Genomic DNA, 19,509 nt, shown 5'->3' on the forward strand with positions numbered 1-19,509 from the left:
GGCACTGCCCCGGGCCCGGCAGGCTCTCAAGGGCAGACGGCGTCGGCGTAGTGCAGCCGGCCCTTGCCCGCGCGCTTGGCGGAATACATCGCCTGGTCCGCCCGGTTCATCAGGGCATCGATGTCGCCCTCCAGCGGGGGGTGCACCGCGACACCGATGCTGGCGCCAACGAACAGATCCCGCCCTTCCACAGTCATGGCCTGGTGCAGCGCGTCAATGATGCGCTGGCCGATGGTGTCGGTCACATCGCGCGTCACGTCCCGGTCCAGCATGACAAGGAATTCGTCGCCGCCCAGGCGCGCCAGGGTGTCGCCCGCACGCACCGTGCTGGCAATGCGCTGGGCGACGATGCGCAGCACCTCGTCGCCGGCGCGATGGCCTTCGGAATCGTTCACGCCCTTGAAGCCGTCCAGGTCGATGAACAGCAGCGCCACGGAGCCCGCATTGCGCCGCGCCTGGCTCAGGGATTGCTCTAGCCGGTTCTGAAAGGCCGCCCGGTTGAAAAGGCCCGTGAGCGAATCATGGTTGGCCAGGTAGTGCTGCTGGCGTGCGATCTGGATCTTGGCCGAGACGTCCTGCACCAGCGCCATGATCGAAGTGACCTGGCCCTGGGCATCGGTCAACGCGGAGTTGAACCACTCGCAATGCACCTCGGTCCCGTCCTCCCGCGTGAAGCAGGTCTCCGCGCGGTTCTGGGACTCCTGCCCGGACTGCAGGCGCTGCAGGGCATGCTCGAGCCCATCGTCCTGGGACGACAGGTCCACGAGCTCCGTCAGCAGCCGCCCCTCCAGCCCCGCCACATGCAGCCAGCCCATGAGCTGCACGGCACGCTGCGAACAATGCAGGAGCTTGAGGTTGTGGTCCATCTCCAGCACCGCGAGCGGGCTGTTTTCCATGTGCGAGGAAAGCCGCTGGTTGGCGGCGCGCAGCGCGTTCATGGTGACCTGCAGCTCATGGACGTCGAGCGCTGTGGTAATGAAGCCATCGATCACGCCGTGCGGGTTGTGCCAGGGCGTCAGGCAGATGGTGCGCCACTCGTCAAAGCCATAGGGCGTGCGCAGCAGGCGCTGGTACTGCACGCGCTCGCCCTGCAGCACGCGCTCGACAAAGGGCATGAAGCGCGCGCAATCGATCTCGCCGTACACCTCCACCAGGGACTTTCCGATCAGGTGGTGGGGCACGGTGCCGAACCACCGGGCATACTCATCGTTGACATAGATCATGGTCAGGCTGCGGTCCACCACAGCCATGGTCGCCCCGGCGCTGCGGGTGATCAGATCGAGCAATTCCGCTTTGGACCAGGACTCCTTGCGGACGGCGTAGGCGGGCGGCGGCAACTCAGGCTCGTCTTGCATCATGCGGCGAAAGCCCCCGGCGGGGAAAGGATCATCAACAGATGAGGCAACACGCGCCGGCCCCGCCGTGGCGGAACGCGTTTCGCATTGCCCTGCTACAGGTAACAGTGTGTCAACCCCAGCTTATCACTTTCAATGGGCACCCGTCCCCGGCCTGCCTGCGGGTGCTCTCGCCCCCACCGCGTTCTTTCGCACCGGCGGCCAGGTCCGCCCACGCCGCTACCGGCAGCAGCGGTACGCCAGGCCCACGGTCACGGAGTACCCCGTGGGCTCCACCGTCAGCGGGCTGCGGCGTGCGTCGCCCTTGAGCTGCGACACGCGCGCGGCACCCAGCACGACCCAGTGGCGATTGATGGCGGACATGACCTCCACGCCCGCATCCACGCTGTACAGCCCGGCGCCGGGGTCAAATGCCGGCAAGGGGCTGGCACCGCCCGCCGGCACGCCGAAATGGCCGCGCAGGTAGCTGCGGTCGCCAAAGCTGGCACCCGCGCCGAAGGTCACCGTGGTCTGCGCGGTGACGGGCCACGCATACCCGACGCTGGCGGACATCTGCGCGCCCCCGTCGCGCCCGAGAATGTCCTGCGAGAAGCCCGCGCCCACGGACCACCGCGGCGTCAGCGCATACCCGGCACTCACCCTCGCGCGCAAGGTGGAGCGCACCGAGGGCAGCCCCACGAGGATGGGCGCATCCGATCCATCGCGCCCCTTGTCGATGCGCAGCGACGCTCCCAGGTGAAATTGGTCCCCCTGCGCCAGCGTGGCACTGGCGCCCGATTCGCGTGGACCGAGCCCGTGGCCCATGAAGGCGCTCCCGCGCGATGTGCTGAGCCGAAAGCGCCCGTACTCGATCGCCCATGCCGGCCGCAGGCTGTTCTTGCGGCCATCGCCCCCCGCATAGTCGGGGCTGGAGCCCATGATGGCGCCCAGCGCATAGTTGAACTGGGGGGCAGGCGGCCCCTCGGCAGCGCGCGATTGCGCGCCGCGCGCCAACGGCGTGGCGCCCAGGCACGCCAGCGCCGCAGCACAGGACCACAGACAGGCAAACGGAACAGGACGGTTCATGCGCGGATTATCAGCCCGCCCATTGCACCCAGCCCGTCCATGCGGTCGCCAGGACGACGATGCCGAACACGATGCGGTAGTACGCAAACGGCACGAAGCTGTGGCTGCTGATGTAGCGCAGCAGCCAGCGCACGCAGAGCCAGGCGCTGACGAACGAGAACACCAGGCCGGTCGCGAACATCGGAATGTCGGCCACCGACAGCAGCGCGCGCTCCTTGTACAGGCTGTACACCCCGGCACCGATCAGCGTGGGGATGGCCAGGAAGAACGAGAAGTCCGTGGCCGCCTTGCGCGACAGGCCCAGCAGCATCCCGCCGATGATGGTGGCGCCGCTGCGGCTGGTGCCCGGCACCATGGCCAGGCACTGCACCAGGCCGACCTTGAGCGCATCGAGCGGCGTCATCTCATCCACCGTCTGGATGCGCGTGGCGGACGGCGGGCGGCGCTCGGCCCACAGGATGATGAAGCCGCCGACGATGAAGGTGCTGGCCACCACGACCGGCGTGAAGAGGTGCGCCTTGATCATCTTGCCAAGCAGCAGGCCCAGCACCACGGCCGGCAGGAAGCCGATCAGCACGTTGAGCGCGAACCGCTGCGCCTGGCGCTCGGTGGGCAGGGCCACGAGCGTCTCGCGGATCTTCTGCCAGTACACCAGGATGACGGCGAAGATGGCGCCCGTCTGGATGGCGATGTCGAACACCTTGGCCTTGGCGTCGTCGAAACCCAGCAGCGAGCCCGCCAGGATCAGGTGCCCCGTGGAGGAAATGGGCAGGAACTCGGTCAGGCCTTCGACCACGCCCATGATGGCGGCCTTGACCAGCAATACAACGTCCACGCGCGCTCCTTGAGAAAACTTTAAGTCAAATCAGCCCCTACCGCTTATCTGACAAGCGCTAGCAGCTATCAAAACAGGAGTATATGCGCAGCGGGACCTGGCACCCCTCAGGACCGTGCCCGCGGGGGCGTCTGCCCAGTTGTCTGTTGCGGTACCTGCCACGGTGCCTGCCACCCGCCGCCCAGCGCCTGCACCAGCGTCACCACCGCGAGCTGGCGGTTGACCTGCAGCTGCAGCAGCGCGCGCTGCGCAGAGAGTGCCGAGACCTGGGCCGTCACGACCTCCGTGTAGCTCACCTGCCCTTCGCGGTAGCGGTTGAGCAGTTGCTGCGCGGTGCGCTCCGCCGCGGCCACCGCCTCGCGGCGCAGGGGCTCCTGCTCCTGCAGCGTGCGCAGCACCGTGAGCTGGTCTTCCACCGTCTGGAAGGCCGTCAGCACCGTCTGGCGGTAGACCGCCACGCGGCCCTCGCGCGCGGCCTGGGCTTCTTCCACGCGGGCCGCGGTGGCCCCGGCATCGAAGATCGTCTGCGCCACCGACAGCCCGAGCGACCACACCAGCGTGGACGCCTTGAACAGGTCGGCCACGCTGCTGCCCCCGCTGCCCACCGACGCGCCCAGGCTCAGGTTCGGAAAGTAGCCCGCGCGCTGGATGCCGATCTGCGCATTGGCGGCCGCCACCGCGCGCTCGGCCGCCGCAATGTCGGGCCGGCGCTGCAGCAGCGTCGAGGGCACGCCCAGCGGAACCTCGGGCACCGCCGCCACCCACTGCGCGCGCGGCAGCGAAAAATCGGCCGGGGCGCGCCCGGTCAGCACGGCCAGCGCATGCTCGAAGCGCGCGCGGTTTTGCCGCACGGTGGCCAGGTCGGCGCGCGCATTGGCCAGCTGGGTCTGTGCCTGCAGCACATCGGTCTGGGCCACCACGCCCGCGCCGTAGCGGTTGCGGGCGATCTGCAGGCTGCGCTCATAGCCCTCCACCGTGGCCTGCAGCAGCTCGATCTCCGCATCCGCCTCGCGCAGCTGGAAGTAGGCCGAGGCCAGCGTGCCCACGGCCGACAGGCGCGCGGAGGCCAGGTCCGCCTCGCTCGCCTGCGCGCTGGCCTGGGCGCTGTTCACGCCGCTTTGCAGGCGCCCCCAGAGGTCCGGCGCCCAGTCCACCCCCAGCGATGCCTGGGTGGACAGGCCCGAGCGCGTGGCGCCCTCGCCGCCCGTGCGCGTGGCGCCGCCCGAGAGGCTCACGGACGGCAGCAGGCCCGCGCGCTGCTGCCGCACCACGGCCTGCGCCTGCGCGTAGGCCGCCACGGCGGCGGCGATGTTCTGGTTGGACAGCTGCACCTGCTCGGCCAGACGGTTGAACTCGGCATCCTGGAACAGCTCCCACCAGGGGCCACGGTCCAGCGCGTCGGCAGGCGCCGCGGGGGCCCAGGTGGCACCCGCCTCCTTGAACGACGTGGGCACCGCCATGTCGGGTTGCTGGTAAGGCGGCGTGACCGAGCAGGCGGACAGCAGGGCCGCGATGGCCGCCACCAGCGCCAGGGAGGCCGGGCGGGCCATGGGGCGTGGCGCAGGGTGGCGGGCGGCGCGGCGCGCCGTGGGCGCGCCGGGTGTGAGCGGGGCATGGAAATGTGTCATGGGCACCGATCAGGTGGCCGCGCCGGGGGCTCCGGCGCGGCTCAGGTGTTGTTCGTTGGGGGCGGGCGTGCGCAGCTTGTCGAGCAGCACGTAGACCACCGGGGTGGTGAGCAGGGTCAGCAGCTGGCTGGCGATCAGCCCGCCGATGATCGCCACGCCCAGGGGCTGGCGCAGCTCGGACCCCTGGCCGAAGCCGATGGCCAGCGGCAAGGCGCCCAGCGCGGCGGCCATGGTGGTCATCAGGATGGGGCGAAAGCGCAGCACACAGGCCTCGCGCACGGCCTCCAGCGCCGTCAAGCCGCGGGCACGCTCGGCCTCCAGGGCAAAGTCGATGATCATGATGGCGTTCTTCTTCACGATCCCGATGAGAAGAAACACGCCGATGAGCGCGATGATGGTGAACTGCATGTTGAACAGCAGCAGGGCCAGCACGGCCCCCACCCCCGCCGAGGGCAGGGTGGTGAGCACGGTGATCGGATGGATCAGGCTTTCATACAGCACGCCCAGCACGATGTAGATCACCACGACGGCCGTGATGATCAGGAACGCCTGCTGCCCCTGGGATTGCTGCGCGCTCAGCGCCGTGCCCTGGAAGCTGCCACGCACATTGGTCGGCATGGCGATGTCGGCCTCCGCCTGCTCGATCACCTGGCGCGCCTGGCCCAGCGTGGTACCGGGGTCGATGTTGAACGAGATGGTGGTGGCCAGTTCACCGTCCTGGTGGCTGATGGAGGTGGGCGAGGCCCTTTCCACCACGTGCGCGATGGCGCTGAGCGGCACCATGGTGGAGGGCGTGGTGCTGATCACCTGCCCTGTGGACGCGCCGCGCTGTCCCGGGTTCGCCGCCGTCCCCGTGGCGCCGGTCGGGTTGGACGCCACGTAGATGTCCTTGAGCGCCGGCGGACCGCGCGTGTATTCGGGCGCCCACTCCATGATGACGGCGTACTGGTTGAGTTCGCCATAGATCGTGGCCACGGAGCGCTGGCCGAACGCGTTGTACAGCGCGTTGTCGACGGCCGATGAACTCACCCCCAGGCGCGAGGCACTGGCGCGGTCCACCTCCACATAGGTCTCCACGCCATTCTCCGCCTGGTCCGTGTCCACGTCCTTGAGCAGCGGTTCATCCTTGAGCCGCTCCGCCAGCTTGCCGGCCCATTGCTTGAGGTCCGCCATGTTGTCGCTCTTGAGCGTGTACTGGTAGGTGGAATTGCTGGAGCGCCCGCCCATCCGCAGGTCCTGCACCGGATTCAGGAACACGCGCAGCCCCGTGATCTGGTTGAGCTGCGGCCGCAGGCGCGCGATGACGGCCGGCGTGCTGTCCGTGCGCTGCGCCAGGGGCTTGAGATTCACGAACATGAAGCCGCCCCCCGCGCGGCTGCCCCCCGAGAAGCCCACCACGGTATCGACCGCCGGATCCTTGCGGATGATCTCCACTGCCTCGCGCAGCTTGCGCGCCAGCGCGTCGGAGGAGATGCTCTGGTCGGCCCGCAGGCCCGCATTGAGCTGTCCGTTGTCCTGCTCGGGGAAGTACCCCTTGGGAATCTTGGCGAACAGGTACACGTTGAGCCCGATCACCGCCAGCAGGATGAGAACCACCAGCGCCTTGCTGGCCAGCGCCCAGTCCAGGCTGTGCTCGTAGCCGCGCAGCACGCCCTGGTAGCCGCGCTCGGCCCATCGCGCCAGGCGCGACGGCGGCTTGTCGCTGGCAGGATCATGCTCGCGCAGCAGCCACGCGCACATCATGGGCGTGGTGGTGAGCGAGATCACCAGCGAGATCATCACCGCCGCCGACAGCGTGATCGCGAACTCACGGAACAGCCGCCCCACCTGCCCGTCCATGAACAGCAGCGGAATGAACACCGCCACCAGCGACAGGCTGATCGAGAGCACGGTGAACCCCACTTCGCGCGCGCCGCGCAGCGCGGCCTCCATGCGGCCCATGCCGGCCTCGATGTGCCGCATGGTGTTTTCCAGCACCACGATGGCATCGTCCACCACGAAGCCGGTGGCCACCGTCAGCGCCATCAGGCTCAGGTTGTTCAGGCTGAAGCCCAGGAAATACATGACGCCGAAAGTGCCCAGCAGGGACACCACCGTGGCGACCGCCGGAATCACGGTGGCGCGCGCCTTGCGCAGAAAGAGGCCCACCACCAGCACCACGAGGGCGATGGACACCATCAGGGTGAGCTCGATCTCGTGCAGGGACGAACGGATGGAATTGGTGCTGTCAGACGCCACCGCCACCTGGATGTCCTGCGGCAGCTGCGCCTGCAGATCGGGCAGCAGGGCGCGCACGGCATCCACGGTCTCGATGATGTTGGCGCCGGGCTGGCGCGTGACCAGCACGATGATGGCGGGCTCGCCATTGAACAGCCCCACGGTGCGCAGGTTCTCCACGCCATCCACCACGCGCGCCACATCCCCCAGCCGGACGGCGGCGTTGTTGCGCCAGGCGACGATCAGCGATTCGTACTCGGCGGCCTTGCGCGCGGGCGACGGCGTGTAGATCTGCAGCCGGCGGCCATCGCCCTCGATGGCGCCCTTGGGGCGGTTGGCGTTCGATGCCTGGATCGCCGCGCGCACATCCTCGGTGCTGATGCCGTAGCGGTTGAGCGCGAACGGCAGCAGCTCCACCCGCACGGCGGGCAGCGAGCCGCCACCGATCTCCACCTCGCCCACACCCTCCACCTGCGACAGGCGCTGGCTCACCACGTTGGAGACGGCATCGTAGATCTCGCCCGGCGTGCGGGTCTTGGACGTCAGCGCGAGGATGATGACGGGCGACGCCGCCGAGTTGCGCTTTCTGTAGGTGGGGTTGCTGCGCAGCGTGGCGGGCAGGTCGGCGCGGGCGGCGTTGATGGCGGCCTGCACCTCCCGCGCCGCCGCGTCGATATCGCGGTTCAGGTCGAACTGCAGGCTGACCCGCGCCGAGCCATTGGAACTGGACGAGGTCATTTCATTGACCCCCGCGATCACCCCCAGCCGCCGCTCCAGCGGCGTGGCCACGCTGGTGGCCATGGTCTCGGGGCTGGCCCCCGCCAGGCTGGCCGATACCGAAATGGCGGGATAGTCCACCTGCGGCAAAGGCGAGACCGGCAGCACGAAAAAAGCCGCGATCCCCGCCAGCGCCATGCCGATGGTGAGCAGCACGGTCGCGACCGGCCGCTCGACAAAGGGGCGCGACAGGTTCATGGCGCCTCTCCTGCCTGCAAGGGCGCCGCCGCCGTGCCCCTGCCCGTCCATCGGCGGCCCAGCCGGTCAAACGCCAGGTAGATCACCGGCGTGGTGAACAGCGTGAGCATCTGGCTCAGGATGAGCCCCCCGAAAATCGCGAGCCCGAGCGGGCGGCGCAGTTCGGCGCCCTCGCCCCAGCCCAGCATCAGCGGCAGCGCCGAGAACAGCGCCGCCAGGGTCGTCATGAGAATGGGCCGAAAGCGCAGCAGCGCGGCCTGGTGGATGGCCTGCTGCGGCGGCATGTTCTGGTGGCGTTCCGCGTCGATGGCGAAGTCGATCATCATGATCGCGTTCTTCTTGACGATGCCGATCAGCAGGATGATCCCGATGATGCCGATCACGCCCAGGTCGTTGCCCGACACCATGAGCGCCAGCAGCGCCCCCACCCCGGCAGATGGCAGCGTGGAGAGGATCGTCACGGGGTGGATGTAGCTTTCGTAGAGCACGCCCAGCACGATGTAGACGCACACCATCGCCGCCAGGATCAGCCACAGCTGGCTGGAGAGCGACTTTTCGTAGGCCCCCGCGGCACCCAGGAACTCCATCGACAGCCCCGGCGGCACACCGATTTCCTTGGCCGCGGCGCGGATCGCGTCCACCGCGCTGCCCAGGGACACGCCTTCGGCCTTGTCAAACCCCAGCGTCGCGGCCGGATACTGGGCCACGCGCGTCACCTGCAGCGGAGCCAGCTGTTCCCGGATGGTGGCCACGGCCGCCAGCGGGGTCGGGGTGCCGGAGCCGGTGCGTAGCTGCAGCGTGCCAAGCGCCTCGGGCGTATTGAGCTGCTCCTGCTGCGCCTCCAGGATCACCCGGTACTGGTTGGTCTCGGTGAAGATCGTGGACACGATGCGCTGGCCAAACGCGCTGTACAGCGTGTCGTCCACGGTGCTGGCCGTGACCGACAGGCGCGACGCCGTGTTGCGGTCGATGTCCACATAGGCCGACAGGCCCTGCGCGCCCGCATCGGTGGTGGCGTTGCGCACCTTGGGTTCGCTCTGCAGCCGCTCGACCAGCTTGCGCGTCCAGTCGTTGACCTGCGCGGAATCCACGCCGCCGATGGATACGCGGTACTCGGTCGGCCCCGTCTCCGCGTCGATCGTCAGGTCCTGCGTGGGCTGCAGGTACAGCGTGACCCCCGCCACCGCCTGAACCCGCTCGCGCAGCCGCAGCATGATCGCCTCCTGCGCGTCGCGCCGGGGCTGGAGGTTGATCAGCATGCGCCCGGCGTTGAGCATGGTGTTGTTGGCGGCATCCACGCCCACGAAAGAGCTGAGCGACAACACGTCCGGGTCCTGCAGGATGGCGCGCACGGCCGCCTGCTGGAGTTCGCTCATGCGGTCGTACGAAACGTCCTGCGAGGCCTCGATGCGCGCCTGCAGCTGGCCGGTGTCCTGCGTGGGAAACAGGCCCTTCGGAATCACCACATACAGCAGGGCCGTGAGCGCCAGCGTGAGCACCGCCACCGCCAGGGTCACGCCTTGGTGGCGCAGCACCCACTGCAGCCAGCGGTCGTAGCCCGCGATCACCCGCTCGAACCCCCGGTTGATGCGCCCCGCCATCCCCCGGGGGCCGCCCACGGGTTCGGCACGCAGCCAGCGCGCGGCCATCATGGGCACCAGCGTGAGCGACACGATGCCGGAGATGAGGATGGTGATGGCGAGCGTGACCGCGAATTCGCGGAACAGGCGGCCGACCACATCGCTCATGAACAGCAGCGGGATGAGCACCGCGATCAGCGACACGGTCAGCGAGATGATGGTGAAGCCGATCTGCGTGGCGCCCTTGAGCGCGGCCTGGAACGGCGGCTCGCCCTCCTCCAGGTAGCGCGCGATGTTCTCGATCATCACGATGGCATCGTCCACCACGAAGCCGGTGGCGATGGTCAGCGCCATCAGGCTCAGGTTGTTGAGGCTGTAGCCCAGCAGGTACATCACCCCGCAGGTGCCGATGAGCGAGATGGGCACCGCCAGGCTGGCGATGACCGTGGCCCGCAGGCTGTGCAGGAAGAAGAAGATCACCAGCACGACCATGAGCACGGCCAGGACCAGCTCCATCTCCACATGGTGCACCGAGGCGCGGATGCCCGTGGTGCGGTCGGACAGCACCTGGACCTTGAGCGACGCGGGCAGGCCCGCCTGCAGCTCGGGCAGCAGCTTCTTGATGTTGTCCACCGTGGCGATCACGTTGGCGCCCGGTTGGCGCTGCACGTTCAGGATGATGGCCGGGGTCTCGTTGGCCCAGGCGCCCAGGCGGTTGTTCTCGGCGCTGTCGACCACGCGCGCCACCTCCAGCATGCGCACCGGCGCGCCGTTGCGCCAGGACACGATGAGGTTCTTGTAGTCGTCCACCGTCAGCAGCTGGTCGTTGGCGTTGATGGTGTAGGAGCGCTGCGGCCCGTCGAAACTGCCCTTGGCGCTGTTGGCATTGGCCGAGGTGATGGCCGTGCGCAGGGTATCGAGGCCAATGCCGTACGACGCCAGCGCCTTGCTGTCGGCCTGGATGCGCACCGCGGGGCGCTGCCCGCCCGCCAGCGACACCAGCCCCACGCCACTGACCTGGCTGATCTTCTGCGCCAGGCGGGTGTTGACCAGGTTCTGCACCTCGGTCAGCGGCAGCGTGTCCGAGCTGATGGCCAGCGTGAGCACCGGCGCATCGGCGGGGTTCACCTTGGCATACACCGGCGGCGCGGGCAAGTCGGCGGGCAGCAGCGAGTTGCCGGCGTTGATGGCCGCCTGCACCTCCTGCTCGGCCACGTCCAGCGCCAGGCCCAGGCCGAACTGCAGGGTGATGATGGACACGCCCGAGGCGCTGGTCGAGGCCATGCGCTCCAGCCCCGGCATCTGGCCGAACTGCCGCTCCAGCGGCGCGCTCACGGTGCGGCTCATCACTTCGGGACTTGCGCCCGGGTACAGCGTCTGGACCTGGATGGTGGGGTAGTCCACCTCGGGCAGGGCGGACAGCGGCAGGAAGCGGAAACCCAGCAGCCCGGCGAGCACGATGGCCACCATCAGGAGCGCGGTGGCCACGGGCCTTTCGATGAAGGGACGTGAAGGACTCATGCTGGTGGCGGCTCAGGGGTTCTGCGCGGGGCGCTGGCGGCGCTGCTGACCTTCACCGGAGGCACCGCCACGCGGCCCGCTCGCTCCCGAGCGGGGCCCGCTGGCGCCCGGGCGGGGGCCGCGCGCGGCCGCCGGGGCACCGGGCAGCTGCACGGCCATGCCGTCCTGCAGGCGGTCCCCGCCCTCGGTCACCACGCGTTCGCCCTCCCGGAGCCCTTCGGCGATGGCCATGAGCCCCACGGTCGCCTGGCCGCGCTTGACCTTGCGCAGGGACACGGTGCGGTCTTCGTTGATGACATAGACATAGTCGCCATTGGCGCCCGTGCGCACGGCCGTCACCGGGACCACCACCGCGGGCACGTTGCGCAGCAGCAGCTGCACGTTCACGAACTGGTTGGGAAACAGCGCCCCCGCCGCGTTCTCGAAGCGCGCCTTGGCCTTGACGGTACCTGTGGTGGTGTCCACCTGGTTGTCCAGCGTGGAAAAAAGGCCCTTGTCGAGTTCGGCCTTGCGCGTGCGGTCCAGCGCCGTCACGGCCAGCGTGGGCGCCGCGCCCTGCGCCGCCCGGACATCGCCCACGCGGTCCTGCGGGACCGAGAACTGCACGTCAATCGGGGCCACCTGGGTGATGGTGGCGATGCCCGTCGCGTCGCCCGATGTCACATAGTTGCCCGCATCCACCGTGCGCAGCCCGATGCGGCCCGTGGCGGGCGAGGTGATGCGCGTGTAGTCCAGGTTCAGGCGCGCCGTGCCTTCCTGGGCCTTGTCGGTCATCACCGTGCCTTCAAGCTGCTTGACCAGCGCGGCCTGCGTGTCCACGTCCTGGCGGGCGATGGAGTCCTGCGACAGCAGGGTGCGGTAGCGCTCCAGCGTGAGGCGCGCATTCTCCAGCTGGGCCTCGTCCCGCTGCCGGGTGCCCTGGGCCTGCATCAGCGCCTGTTCGAAGGGCCTGGGGTCGATCTGCGCCAGCACCTGCCCCTTCTTGACCATCTGGCCCTCGGTGAAAAGCACCTGCGTGAGCATGCCCGACACCTGGGGCCGCAGCGTGACGGTGGTGGCGGGGATCACGGTGCCCAGCGCGTCGATGACCACGGGCAGCTCCGCCCTGCGCGCCACCGCGTCGCCCACGGTGACCATGGGGCGCCCGCCCCCGGGCATGCCCCGGCCGGGCCCGGCGCCCTGCTCGCCGCCGGAACGCTGGACGAGGTACCAGGCAGCCCCGCCGACAAGGCCCACCAGCACCAGGGCCAGCAGGCTGCCCACCCATCGCGAGCGCCGGGGCGGTGGGGCCGCGGGGGCGGGCGGAATGGCCGATGGCGGGGGCGCGTTGACGTCTTGCGGGTTCATGGCGGTCCTGATTCGTGTTCTTGGGCTGCGGGCCGGACTGGGGGAATGGCAACAGGCGGCGGCGGGGATCGCGCCATGCCTGATCGTAGAGAGTCAATTCAAGCTTTGCCTTGAACGCTGTGCGAAGAAAAGTAAACCTGGGAGGCCGGGCGCCAGGGCACCTTCCGTTCCGGGCGGCCGGCGTCCCCACATTCCCCAGAGTTTGCATGAAATCGGGGGCCCAAGGCCCTGCAGGCCGCACCGCCATCCTGCATTTCGCGGCAGCCAGGCCGCGTTTCGTCGCAAGGCGCTGGCGGCCCCGGGCGGGCGGCGGCACAGTCCGCTCCATCGAACGCGCCAGGAGCACCCCATGCAACTCACCCCCGTCATCGCCATCCACCTCGCCGCCGCCCTCGCCGCCACGGCCATCGGCCCCCTCGCCCTGTGGGCGCGCAAGGGCGCCACCCAGCGCCCCCGCCTGCACCGCGCCGCCGGATATGCCTGGGTCACCCTCATGGTGGCCACCGCGGTCTCCGCCATCTTCATCAGCGGCGGCAATGGTCCCCGCTGGGGGAGCTTCGGGCTCATCCACCTGCTGATCCCGGTGACGCTGGGGATGCTGGTGCTGTCCTTCATCTACCTGGCCCGGCGCAACATCGCCGGCCACCGCGTGGTCATGCAGCGCATCTACATCGGCGCCTGCATCGTCGCAGGCGGCTTCACCCTGTTGCCCGGGCGTTTTCTGGGGCACTCGCTCTGGAGCCAGCTGGGCCTGCTCTGACCCCGCCCCTTTCCAGCCCCCACATCCCCTCCACACCAAGGAACCACACCATGCTGCTCAATGTGATTGTTCACCAGCCCCAGGCACTGATCCAGATCGTCACGCACACTCCCTACTGGGTCTGGGGCCTGCTGGCCGCCCTCGTGGGGCTGGGGGCCAGCCAGCTGTGCGACCGCACCGCCAGCCTGCGCCGGACCCTGCTCATGCCCGTGGGCATGGCCATCTTCTCCGTGGCGGGCGTCGTGTCGGCGTTTGGCGGCGCGGGCCAGACGGCGGCGCAGGCGGTCGGCGCCTGGCTCGTGGCCGCGGTGCTGATCGGCGCGCTGGCCCTGTGGTTCCAGCCCACCGCGCCGGCCGGCACGCTCTACGCGGCCTCCTCGCGCAGCTTCCACGTTCCGGGCAGCGCGATGCCGCTGGCGCTGATCATCGGCATCTTCCTGACCAAGTACTTCGTGGGCGCCGAGCTGGCCCTGCAGCCGTCCCTGGCCCGGGACGGCGCGTTTGCCCTGCAGATCTCCGCCCTCTACGGCGTGTTCAACGGCCTGTTTGCCGCCCGGGCACTGCGTCTGTGGCGCCTGGCGCAGCACAGCGCGGTCTTCGGCGCTTCGCCGGTGGGCACCTGAACCCCGGCCATGCCCGTTGCCTGCCCTCCCCTTCCCTTCCTTGCCTGACTGTTTAGGAGAACCCGCCATGCGCCAAGAACCGACCTTCAACGACCCCATCGAACGCCTGGCCCGCAAACGTGCCGGCGCCAAGCTGGGCTGGTACATGCACGCCAGCGTCTATCTTCTGGTCAACCTGCTGCTCGTCACGCTGTCCGCCAGCAGCGGCCGCCACTGGGCCGTCTACCCCGCGCTGGGCTGGGGCATCGGCCTGGCCGTGCACGGCATCGTGGTGTTTCTGCTGGCTGGTGGGTCCGGCCTGCACGAGCGCATGGTGCAGGCCGAGCGCGACCGCATTGCCCAGAACCACAACCCATCCTGAGCGAGGCTCCATGAAACAGCTGCACATCCACCACCACGTTTCCCTGATCCTGGCGGGCCTGCTCGCCGTGTGCGCCAGCCTGGCGCAGGCGGGTACGGGCCTCATGGAGATTCCGGGCATGCAGGGCGACGGCCCCGTCACCGTGTACTACCCCAGCAGCGCACCCGACGAGGCACTGCAGCGCGGCCCCTTCAGCCTCCAGGCGGCCTGGCAAGGCGCTCCGGTGGCGGGCAACGGCCGGCTGGTCGTGGTGTCGCACGGCTCCGGCGGCAACCCGTGGGTGCACTCGGACCTGGCGCGCGCCCTGGTGGGCGCGGGCTTCGTGGTGGCCCTGCCCGAACACGCCGGCGACAACGCGAAAGACCCGTCGACCCCCGGCCCCGAAAGCTGGAAGCGGCGCCCGGCCGAGGTCTCACGCGCCATCGACGCCATCGCCAAGGACGCGGCCCTGGCGCCCCTGCTGTCGCTGGACCGGGTGGGCATGTACGGCATGTCCGCCGGCGGCCACACCGCCCTCAGCCTGGCTGGCGGACGCTGGTCGCCCGCCTTGTTCCGGCAGCACTGCGAAGCCCACATCGCGGACGACTTCGCGACCTGCGTGGGGCTTGCCACCGAACTCAAGGGCAACGTCCTCGACGGCGTGAAGAAGGCCGTGGCGCTGGGCGTCATCCGCCAGCGTTTTGACGACGCCGCCTGGCAGGCCCACGGCGAACCGCGCATCGCGGCCGTGGTGGCGGGGGTGCCGGCCGCGGCGGATTTCGACATGGAGTCACTGGCCAGGCCGCGCGTGCCCCTGGCGCTGATCACCTCCGGGCACGATCTGTGGCTGGTGCCCCGCTTTCACAGCGACCGTGTGCTCCAGGCCTGCGCCGACCGCTGCACCGTGCTGGCCGCCCTGCCCGACGCCGGCCACGGCGCGCTGCTCTCCCCACCGCCGCCCCGGGACCGGATGTCCGCGCTGGCGGCGCGGCTGCTGGGCGACCCGCCGGGCTTCGACCGCAGCCAGATGCACGCTGTCGACCTGCGGATCGTGCGCTACTTCGAGCAGCACCTGCTGCCGCTGCCGCGCCGTGGCGCTCCGTGACCGCATGACGCGAGACACCCGTTTCGCCATGAAGCCCGTGTCCGCATCCCCCTGCCGCAGTCCTTCTGGCCCATCAGTCCCCGCCACCTTTACGCCATGCTCATCCCTGCCATCCTTCTCCTTGCCGGCTTCGCCGCGCTCGCGGCCGCCATTGCCTGGGGCGGGCCCCGGGACATCGCCGCGCTGGACAGCGTGAACACGCCTTTTGCGGGCGTGGACTTCAGCCAGCTGCCGCCCGTGCAACGCTACACGGCACGCGACGGCACGGCGCTGGCCTGGTACGGCTACGCCCCCGTGGCGGCAGCCGGCGCGGAGCCCCTGCGGCGCGTGGTGCTGATCCATGGGTCTTCCTCGAGGGCTCGGTCCACCCATGTGCTGGCCCAGGCGCTGGCCGCATCCGGCTATGCGGTGGCAGCGCTGGACATGCGGGGGCACGGCGAATCCGGCCCGCGCGGGCAGGCTGCCTATGTGGGCCAGATGGACGATGACCTAGAGGATTTCCTGCGAGCCGTGCCCCACGCCGGCCCCCAGACGCTCATGGGATTTTCCGCCGGGGGTGGCTTCGCGCTGCGCATTGCGGGCGGCCCCCTGCAGGGGCTTTTCGACCGCTACGTGCTGCTCGCCCCCTTCCTGCACCAGAATGCGCCCACTGCGCGACCGGACACTGGCGGCTGGGCCGCGGTGGGCGTCCCCCGGCTCATGGCGCTGACACTGCTCAACCAGTTGGGCATCGCCTGGTGGAACCACCTGCCCGTGCTGGGTTTCGCCCTGGACGAAGCCTCGCGCGCCGGGCTCACGCCGCACTATTCCTACACGGTGGCCAGCAACTTCCGCCCGCGCGGCGACTACCTGAGCGACATCCGCAACGCCCGTGGCCACATCTGCATCGTGGCCGGCCAGGAGGACGAGCTGTTCCACGCCGAGCGCTATGCTGGGCTTTTCGCCCAGGCAGGCAAGTCCGTGTCCGTGACACTGGTGCCCGGCGTGAATCACATCGGCCTCACGCTGAACGCGCTGGCCGTGCGCACCATCGCCCACGCCTGCCAGGGCTGAGCCTGCGCGGCGCCCGCCTAGAATCGACCCCTCACCATGCCCCAACCCATGACCCCCGACGACATCGAACAACTGGCCCGCCGGCGCGCTGGCGCCAAGCTGGGCTGGTATGTGCACGCCGCCGCCTTCGTCGTGGTCAACCTGGTGCTGTTCAGCCTGTCGCGCTACGGCTTCGGCAACCGGCCGTGGTCGGTGTTCCCGCTGCTGGGCTGGGGCCTGGGGCTGGCGCTGCACGGCATCTCGGTGTTCGTGCTGGGCACCGGCAGCGGCCTGCGCGAGCGCATGGTGCAAAAGGAGCGCGAGCGGCTTTTGCGCGACCAGCAAGAGCGCAACCAGCGCTAGCACGCACCGCTCCGAGCCCCCGACCACCACGCCCGCGCCGCCATGAAAATCGACTGGATCGAGAAGTTGCAGCACCTGCTGCAGGTGCTGGCCTTCTGCCTGGCCATCGCGGCCCTGCAGTACGCCTTCCAGCCCGAGAAGGCCTACGACATCCCGGCCCGCTACTCGCTGGCCATCGGCTCGCTGACCTGGGCGCTGATCGACTTCGGCCGGCACCTGTTTCCGTCCAGCAAGGAGACGGGCTGGCCCACGGGCCTGTCCGGGTTCCTGCTGCCGTTTGCCAGCATCGTGCTGGGCTACCTGGGCGGCACGCTGCTGGGCGACTGGTGGTGCGGCAGCTCGTCGTGGGACCAGGGTGGCCGTGCGCAGTTGCGCATCTCCATCGGCATCACCGTGGTGGCGGGGTTCCTGGGCACCTACTACTTCTACACCAAGAGCAAAAGCGCCTGGCTGCTGGCCAAGGTCAACGAGGTGCGCAGCCAGGCGAGCGAAGCGCAGCTCAAGCTGCTGGAAACGCAGCTCGAACCCCACATGCTGTTCAACACTCTGGCCAACCTGCGCATGCTGATCGGCACCGACCCGGCCCGCGCGCAGGAGATGCTGGACCGCATGATCGGCTACCTGCGCGCCACGCTCAGCGCCTCGCGCAGCACCCAACACCGGCTGGAGAACGAGTTCGAGCGCCTGCGTGACTACCTGGAGCTGATGGCGGTGCGCATGGGCCCGCGCCTGGCCTACACGCTGGACCTGCCCGACGCGCTGCGCGATGTGCCCGTGCCGCCGCTGCTGCTGCAGCCCCTGGTGGAAAACGCCATCCGCCACGGGTTGGAGCCGCAGGTCGAGGGCGGGCACATCACCGTGCGTGCCAGCACGCGGCAGAGTGACAGCGGGCCGCTATTGGTGCTGGAGGTGACCGACACCGGCGCGGGCCTGCCCGACACCCTGCCCACCCCGGGGCCGGGGCAGAGCTTTGGCCTGGCCCAGGCCCGTGAGCGGCTGGCCACACTGCACGGAACGGCGGGCACTCTGAAATTGATAGCTGGTAGCGCTGGCGGGACAAGCGCTACGGTCACTTTTCCCTTGAAATCGAGCCCGTCGACCACCACCCCATGACCCAGCCTGCCGTGCGCGCCCTGATTGCTGAAGACGAACCCCTGCTCGCCGCCGCGCTGCAGCAAGAGCTGGCCCGGTCCTGGCCCGGGCTGCAGGTCGTGGCCACCGTGGGCGACGGTCTGTCCGCCGTGCGCCAGGCCCTGGCGCTGCAGCCGGACGTGCTGTTCTTCGACATCCGCATGCCCGGCCAGAGCGGGCTGGACGCGGCCGTGGAACTGGCCGACGCCTGGCCAACGGAAGGCCCCGCGGGCCGCCCCTTCCCGGCGCTGGTGTTCGTGACCGCCTACGACCAGTACGCCGTGCAGGCGTTCGAAGCGCAGGCGGTGGACTACCTGCTCAAGCCCGTGCAGGCCGCGCGGCTGCAAAAAACGGTGCAAAAACTGCAGCTGGCGCTTGCCAGCAAAGCGCCAGCCGCTATGGATTTTGAAGCAACCATGGCCCAGCTGCGGAACCTGCTGGTGGCGCCCGGGGTGGCGGCCCCCGTTGCCGCAGCTGCGCCCGCTGCACCGGCGACGGGCACCCCGCTCACGCTCATCCAGGCCAGCAGCGGCAGCCAGATCCACATGGTGCCGGTGGCCGACGTGCTGTATTTCGAGGCGGCCGACAAGTACGTGCGGGTGCTGACCGCAGCGCGTGAGTACCTGATCCGCACCCCGCTCAAGGACCTGATCGGCCAGCTCGACACCCAGGTGTTCTGGCAGATCCACCGCAGCACGCTGGTGCGCGCCAGTTGCATCACCACCGTGACCCGCGACGAGGCGGGCAAGCTGCACCTGGAGCTGGCCGGACGGCCCGAGAAGCTGCCCGTGAGCCGCCTCTACGCCCACCTGTTCAAGGCGATGTAGCGGCGCGCCCGCGCCCGGGTGTCAGCGATTGGTGGCCAGCAGCAGGCCGCCCGCCCCCATGAAGAAACCGCCCGTGGCCTTGTTCAGCCGCACCACCCCACGCGATGTGCGGATGAAGCGGCGAATCTGCCGCCCACCCGCCGCGTACACGGCTGTGGACACGAATTCGGCGGCCAGGTACACGGCGCCCAGCACCACGAACTGGCGCACGGCCGGCTGGCTCGGGTCGATGAACTGCGGGAAGATCGCCGCGAACAGGATGATGGCCTTGGGGTTGGTGATGCCCAGCAGGAACTCCTGGGTGATGAGCGCCTTCAGCCGCACCGGGGCGCCGGAGGATTTCACGTCGCCGCCCTCGACCACCTCCAGCCCGCTGAACTCACGGCTGCGCCATGCCTTCCAGCCCAGCCAGAAGAGGTAGCAGGCGCCCACCCACTTGACGACCGTGAACGCCATCTCGGATGCCAGCAGCATCGCCCCCAGGCCCACGGCCGAGATGGTCAGGAAGATGGCGAACGCCGCCACCCGCCCCAGCGTGGCCACCAGCGCCGCGCCGATGCCCGCGCGGATGCCGTTGTTGAGGCCGCAGAAGTTGTTGGGGCCGGGCGTGAGCGCAATGGCCACGGCGACCGGGGCGAAGAGGAGCGCGTCCATGGGGTGTCCTTCAAGAGAAATGGGCAGGCAGGGTCGCCCAGTTTAGGGCTGTCAGCACTATTTTTGCTGGCATCGCAACCCGAAGGGGAGGCCGCCCACTGCATCCCATCCAGGCCACTCGTCGTTGCGTTCCTAGCCAAGGCCCCGGCCT

At 69.5% G+C, this 19,509-nt stretch carries 16 protein-coding genes; 8 read left to right on the forward strand and 8 right to left on the reverse strand.

What is annotated here, in order from left to right; all coding sequences use genetic code 11:
• Positions 1–26: 26 nt before the first annotated feature.
• The 7 genes from AC1RVY_RS22685 to AC1RVY_RS22715 all read right to left on the reverse strand — a co-directional run bounded on the left by AC1RVY_RS22685 (position 27) and on the right by AC1RVY_RS22715 (position 12,523).
• A complete protein-coding gene (locus AC1RVY_RS22685; RefSeq protein WP_492808284.1) occupies positions 27–1,358 on the reverse strand; it encodes a diguanylate cyclase domain-containing protein in 1,332 nt (443 codons plus the stop codon).
• A gap of 216 nt (positions 1,359–1,574) precedes the next feature.
• On the reverse strand, positions 1,575–2,420 hold the full coding sequence (locus AC1RVY_RS22690) for a MipA/OmpV family protein (RefSeq protein WP_255591799.1): 846 nt from the start codon (positions 2,418–2,420) through the stop codon (positions 1,575–1,577).
• Between the two features lie 10 nt (positions 2,421–2,430).
• Entirely contained in the window at positions 2,431–3,255 is an 825-nt protein-coding gene (locus AC1RVY_RS22695; protein ID WP_218293825.1) for an undecaprenyl-diphosphate phosphatase, read from the reverse strand.
• 107 nt (positions 3,256–3,362) lie between these two features.
• Positions 3,363–4,805 carry an efflux transporter outer membrane subunit gene (locus tag AC1RVY_RS22700; protein WP_492808615.1) on the reverse strand — a complete coding sequence of 481 codons (1,443 nt, stop codon included), beginning with the start codon at positions 4,803–4,805 and terminating at the stop codon, positions 3,363–3,365.
• A gap of 87 nt (positions 4,806–4,892) precedes the next feature.
• Positions 4,893–8,075, reverse strand: a complete 3,183-nt coding sequence (locus tag AC1RVY_RS22705; protein ID WP_492808287.1) for an efflux RND transporter permease subunit — start codon at positions 8,073–8,075, stop codon at positions 4,893–4,895.
• Positions 8,072–11,176 carry an efflux RND transporter permease subunit gene (locus AC1RVY_RS22710; RefSeq protein WP_492808289.1) on the reverse strand — a complete coding sequence of 1,035 codons (3,105 nt, stop codon included), beginning with the start codon at positions 11,174–11,176 and terminating at the stop codon, positions 8,072–8,074. Before AC1RVY_RS22710 ends, AC1RVY_RS22705 begins: the two co-directional genes overlap by 4 nt.
• A 12-nt stretch (positions 11,177–11,188) precedes the next feature.
• On the reverse strand, positions 11,189–12,523 hold the full coding sequence (locus tag AC1RVY_RS22715; protein WP_218293822.1) for an efflux RND transporter periplasmic adaptor subunit: 1,335 nt from the start codon (positions 12,521–12,523) through the stop codon (positions 11,189–11,191).
• Positions 12,524–12,872: 349 nt separating this feature from the next.
• On the opposite strand from AC1RVY_RS22715, the gene AC1RVY_RS22720 reads away from it, so the two are divergent.
• The 8 genes from AC1RVY_RS22720 to AC1RVY_RS22755 all read left to right on the forward strand — a co-directional run bounded on the left by AC1RVY_RS22720 (position 12,873) and on the right by AC1RVY_RS22755 (position 18,704).
• Positions 12,873–13,283, forward strand: a complete 411-nt coding sequence (locus AC1RVY_RS22720; protein WP_492245757.1) for a DUF2306 domain-containing protein — start codon at positions 12,873–12,875, stop codon at positions 13,281–13,283.
• A 50-nt stretch (positions 13,284–13,333) separates the two neighbouring features.
• Complete coding sequence (locus AC1RVY_RS22725) at positions 13,334–13,906, forward strand: DUF6622 family protein (protein ID WP_218293820.1); 573 nt, start codon at positions 13,334–13,336, stop codon at positions 13,904–13,906.
• Between the two features lie 67 nt (positions 13,907–13,973).
• The gene (locus AC1RVY_RS22730) at positions 13,974–14,267 is read left to right on the forward strand and encodes a 2TM domain-containing protein (RefSeq protein WP_218293819.1); all 294 of its coding nucleotides are present in this window, start codon (positions 13,974–13,976) and stop codon (positions 14,265–14,267) included.
• A gap of 10 nt (positions 14,268–14,277) precedes the next feature.
• Positions 14,278–15,351: an alpha/beta hydrolase family protein gene (locus AC1RVY_RS22735; RefSeq protein WP_492808291.1), complete on the forward strand. Its 1,074-nt coding sequence runs from the start codon at positions 14,278–14,280 to the stop codon at positions 15,349–15,351.
• A 96-nt stretch (positions 15,352–15,447) separates the two neighbouring features.
• A complete protein-coding gene (locus tag AC1RVY_RS22740; RefSeq protein ID WP_218294435.1) occupies positions 15,448–16,404 on the forward strand; it encodes an alpha/beta fold hydrolase in 957 nt (318 codons plus the stop codon).
• 36 nt (positions 16,405–16,440) lie between these two features.
• Positions 16,441–16,746 (forward strand): 2TM domain-containing protein, encoded by a 306-nt coding sequence (locus tag AC1RVY_RS22745; protein ID WP_218293817.1) that lies wholly within the window; start codon positions 16,441–16,443, stop codon positions 16,744–16,746.
• A gap of 42 nt (positions 16,747–16,788) precedes the next feature.
• Complete coding sequence (locus tag AC1RVY_RS22750; protein WP_218293816.1) at positions 16,789–17,859, forward strand: sensor histidine kinase; 1,071 nt, start codon at positions 16,789–16,791, stop codon at positions 17,857–17,859.
• Complete coding sequence (locus AC1RVY_RS22755; RefSeq protein ID WP_492808293.1) at positions 17,856–18,704, forward strand: LytR/AlgR family response regulator transcription factor; 849 nt, start codon at positions 17,856–17,858, stop codon at positions 18,702–18,704. Before AC1RVY_RS22750 ends, AC1RVY_RS22755 begins: the two co-directional genes overlap by 4 nt.
• A 21-nt stretch (positions 18,705–18,725) precedes the next feature.
• On the opposite strand, the gene AC1RVY_RS22760 is transcribed toward AC1RVY_RS22755, so the two are convergent.
• The gene (locus AC1RVY_RS22760) at positions 18,726–19,358 is read right to left on the reverse strand and encodes a LysE family translocator (RefSeq protein WP_218293814.1); all 633 of its coding nucleotides are present in this window, start codon (positions 19,356–19,358) and stop codon (positions 18,726–18,728) included.
• Positions 19,359–19,509: the final 151 nt, after the last annotated feature.

Source organism: Acidovorax sp. GW821-FHT11A03, assembly GCF_058809075.1.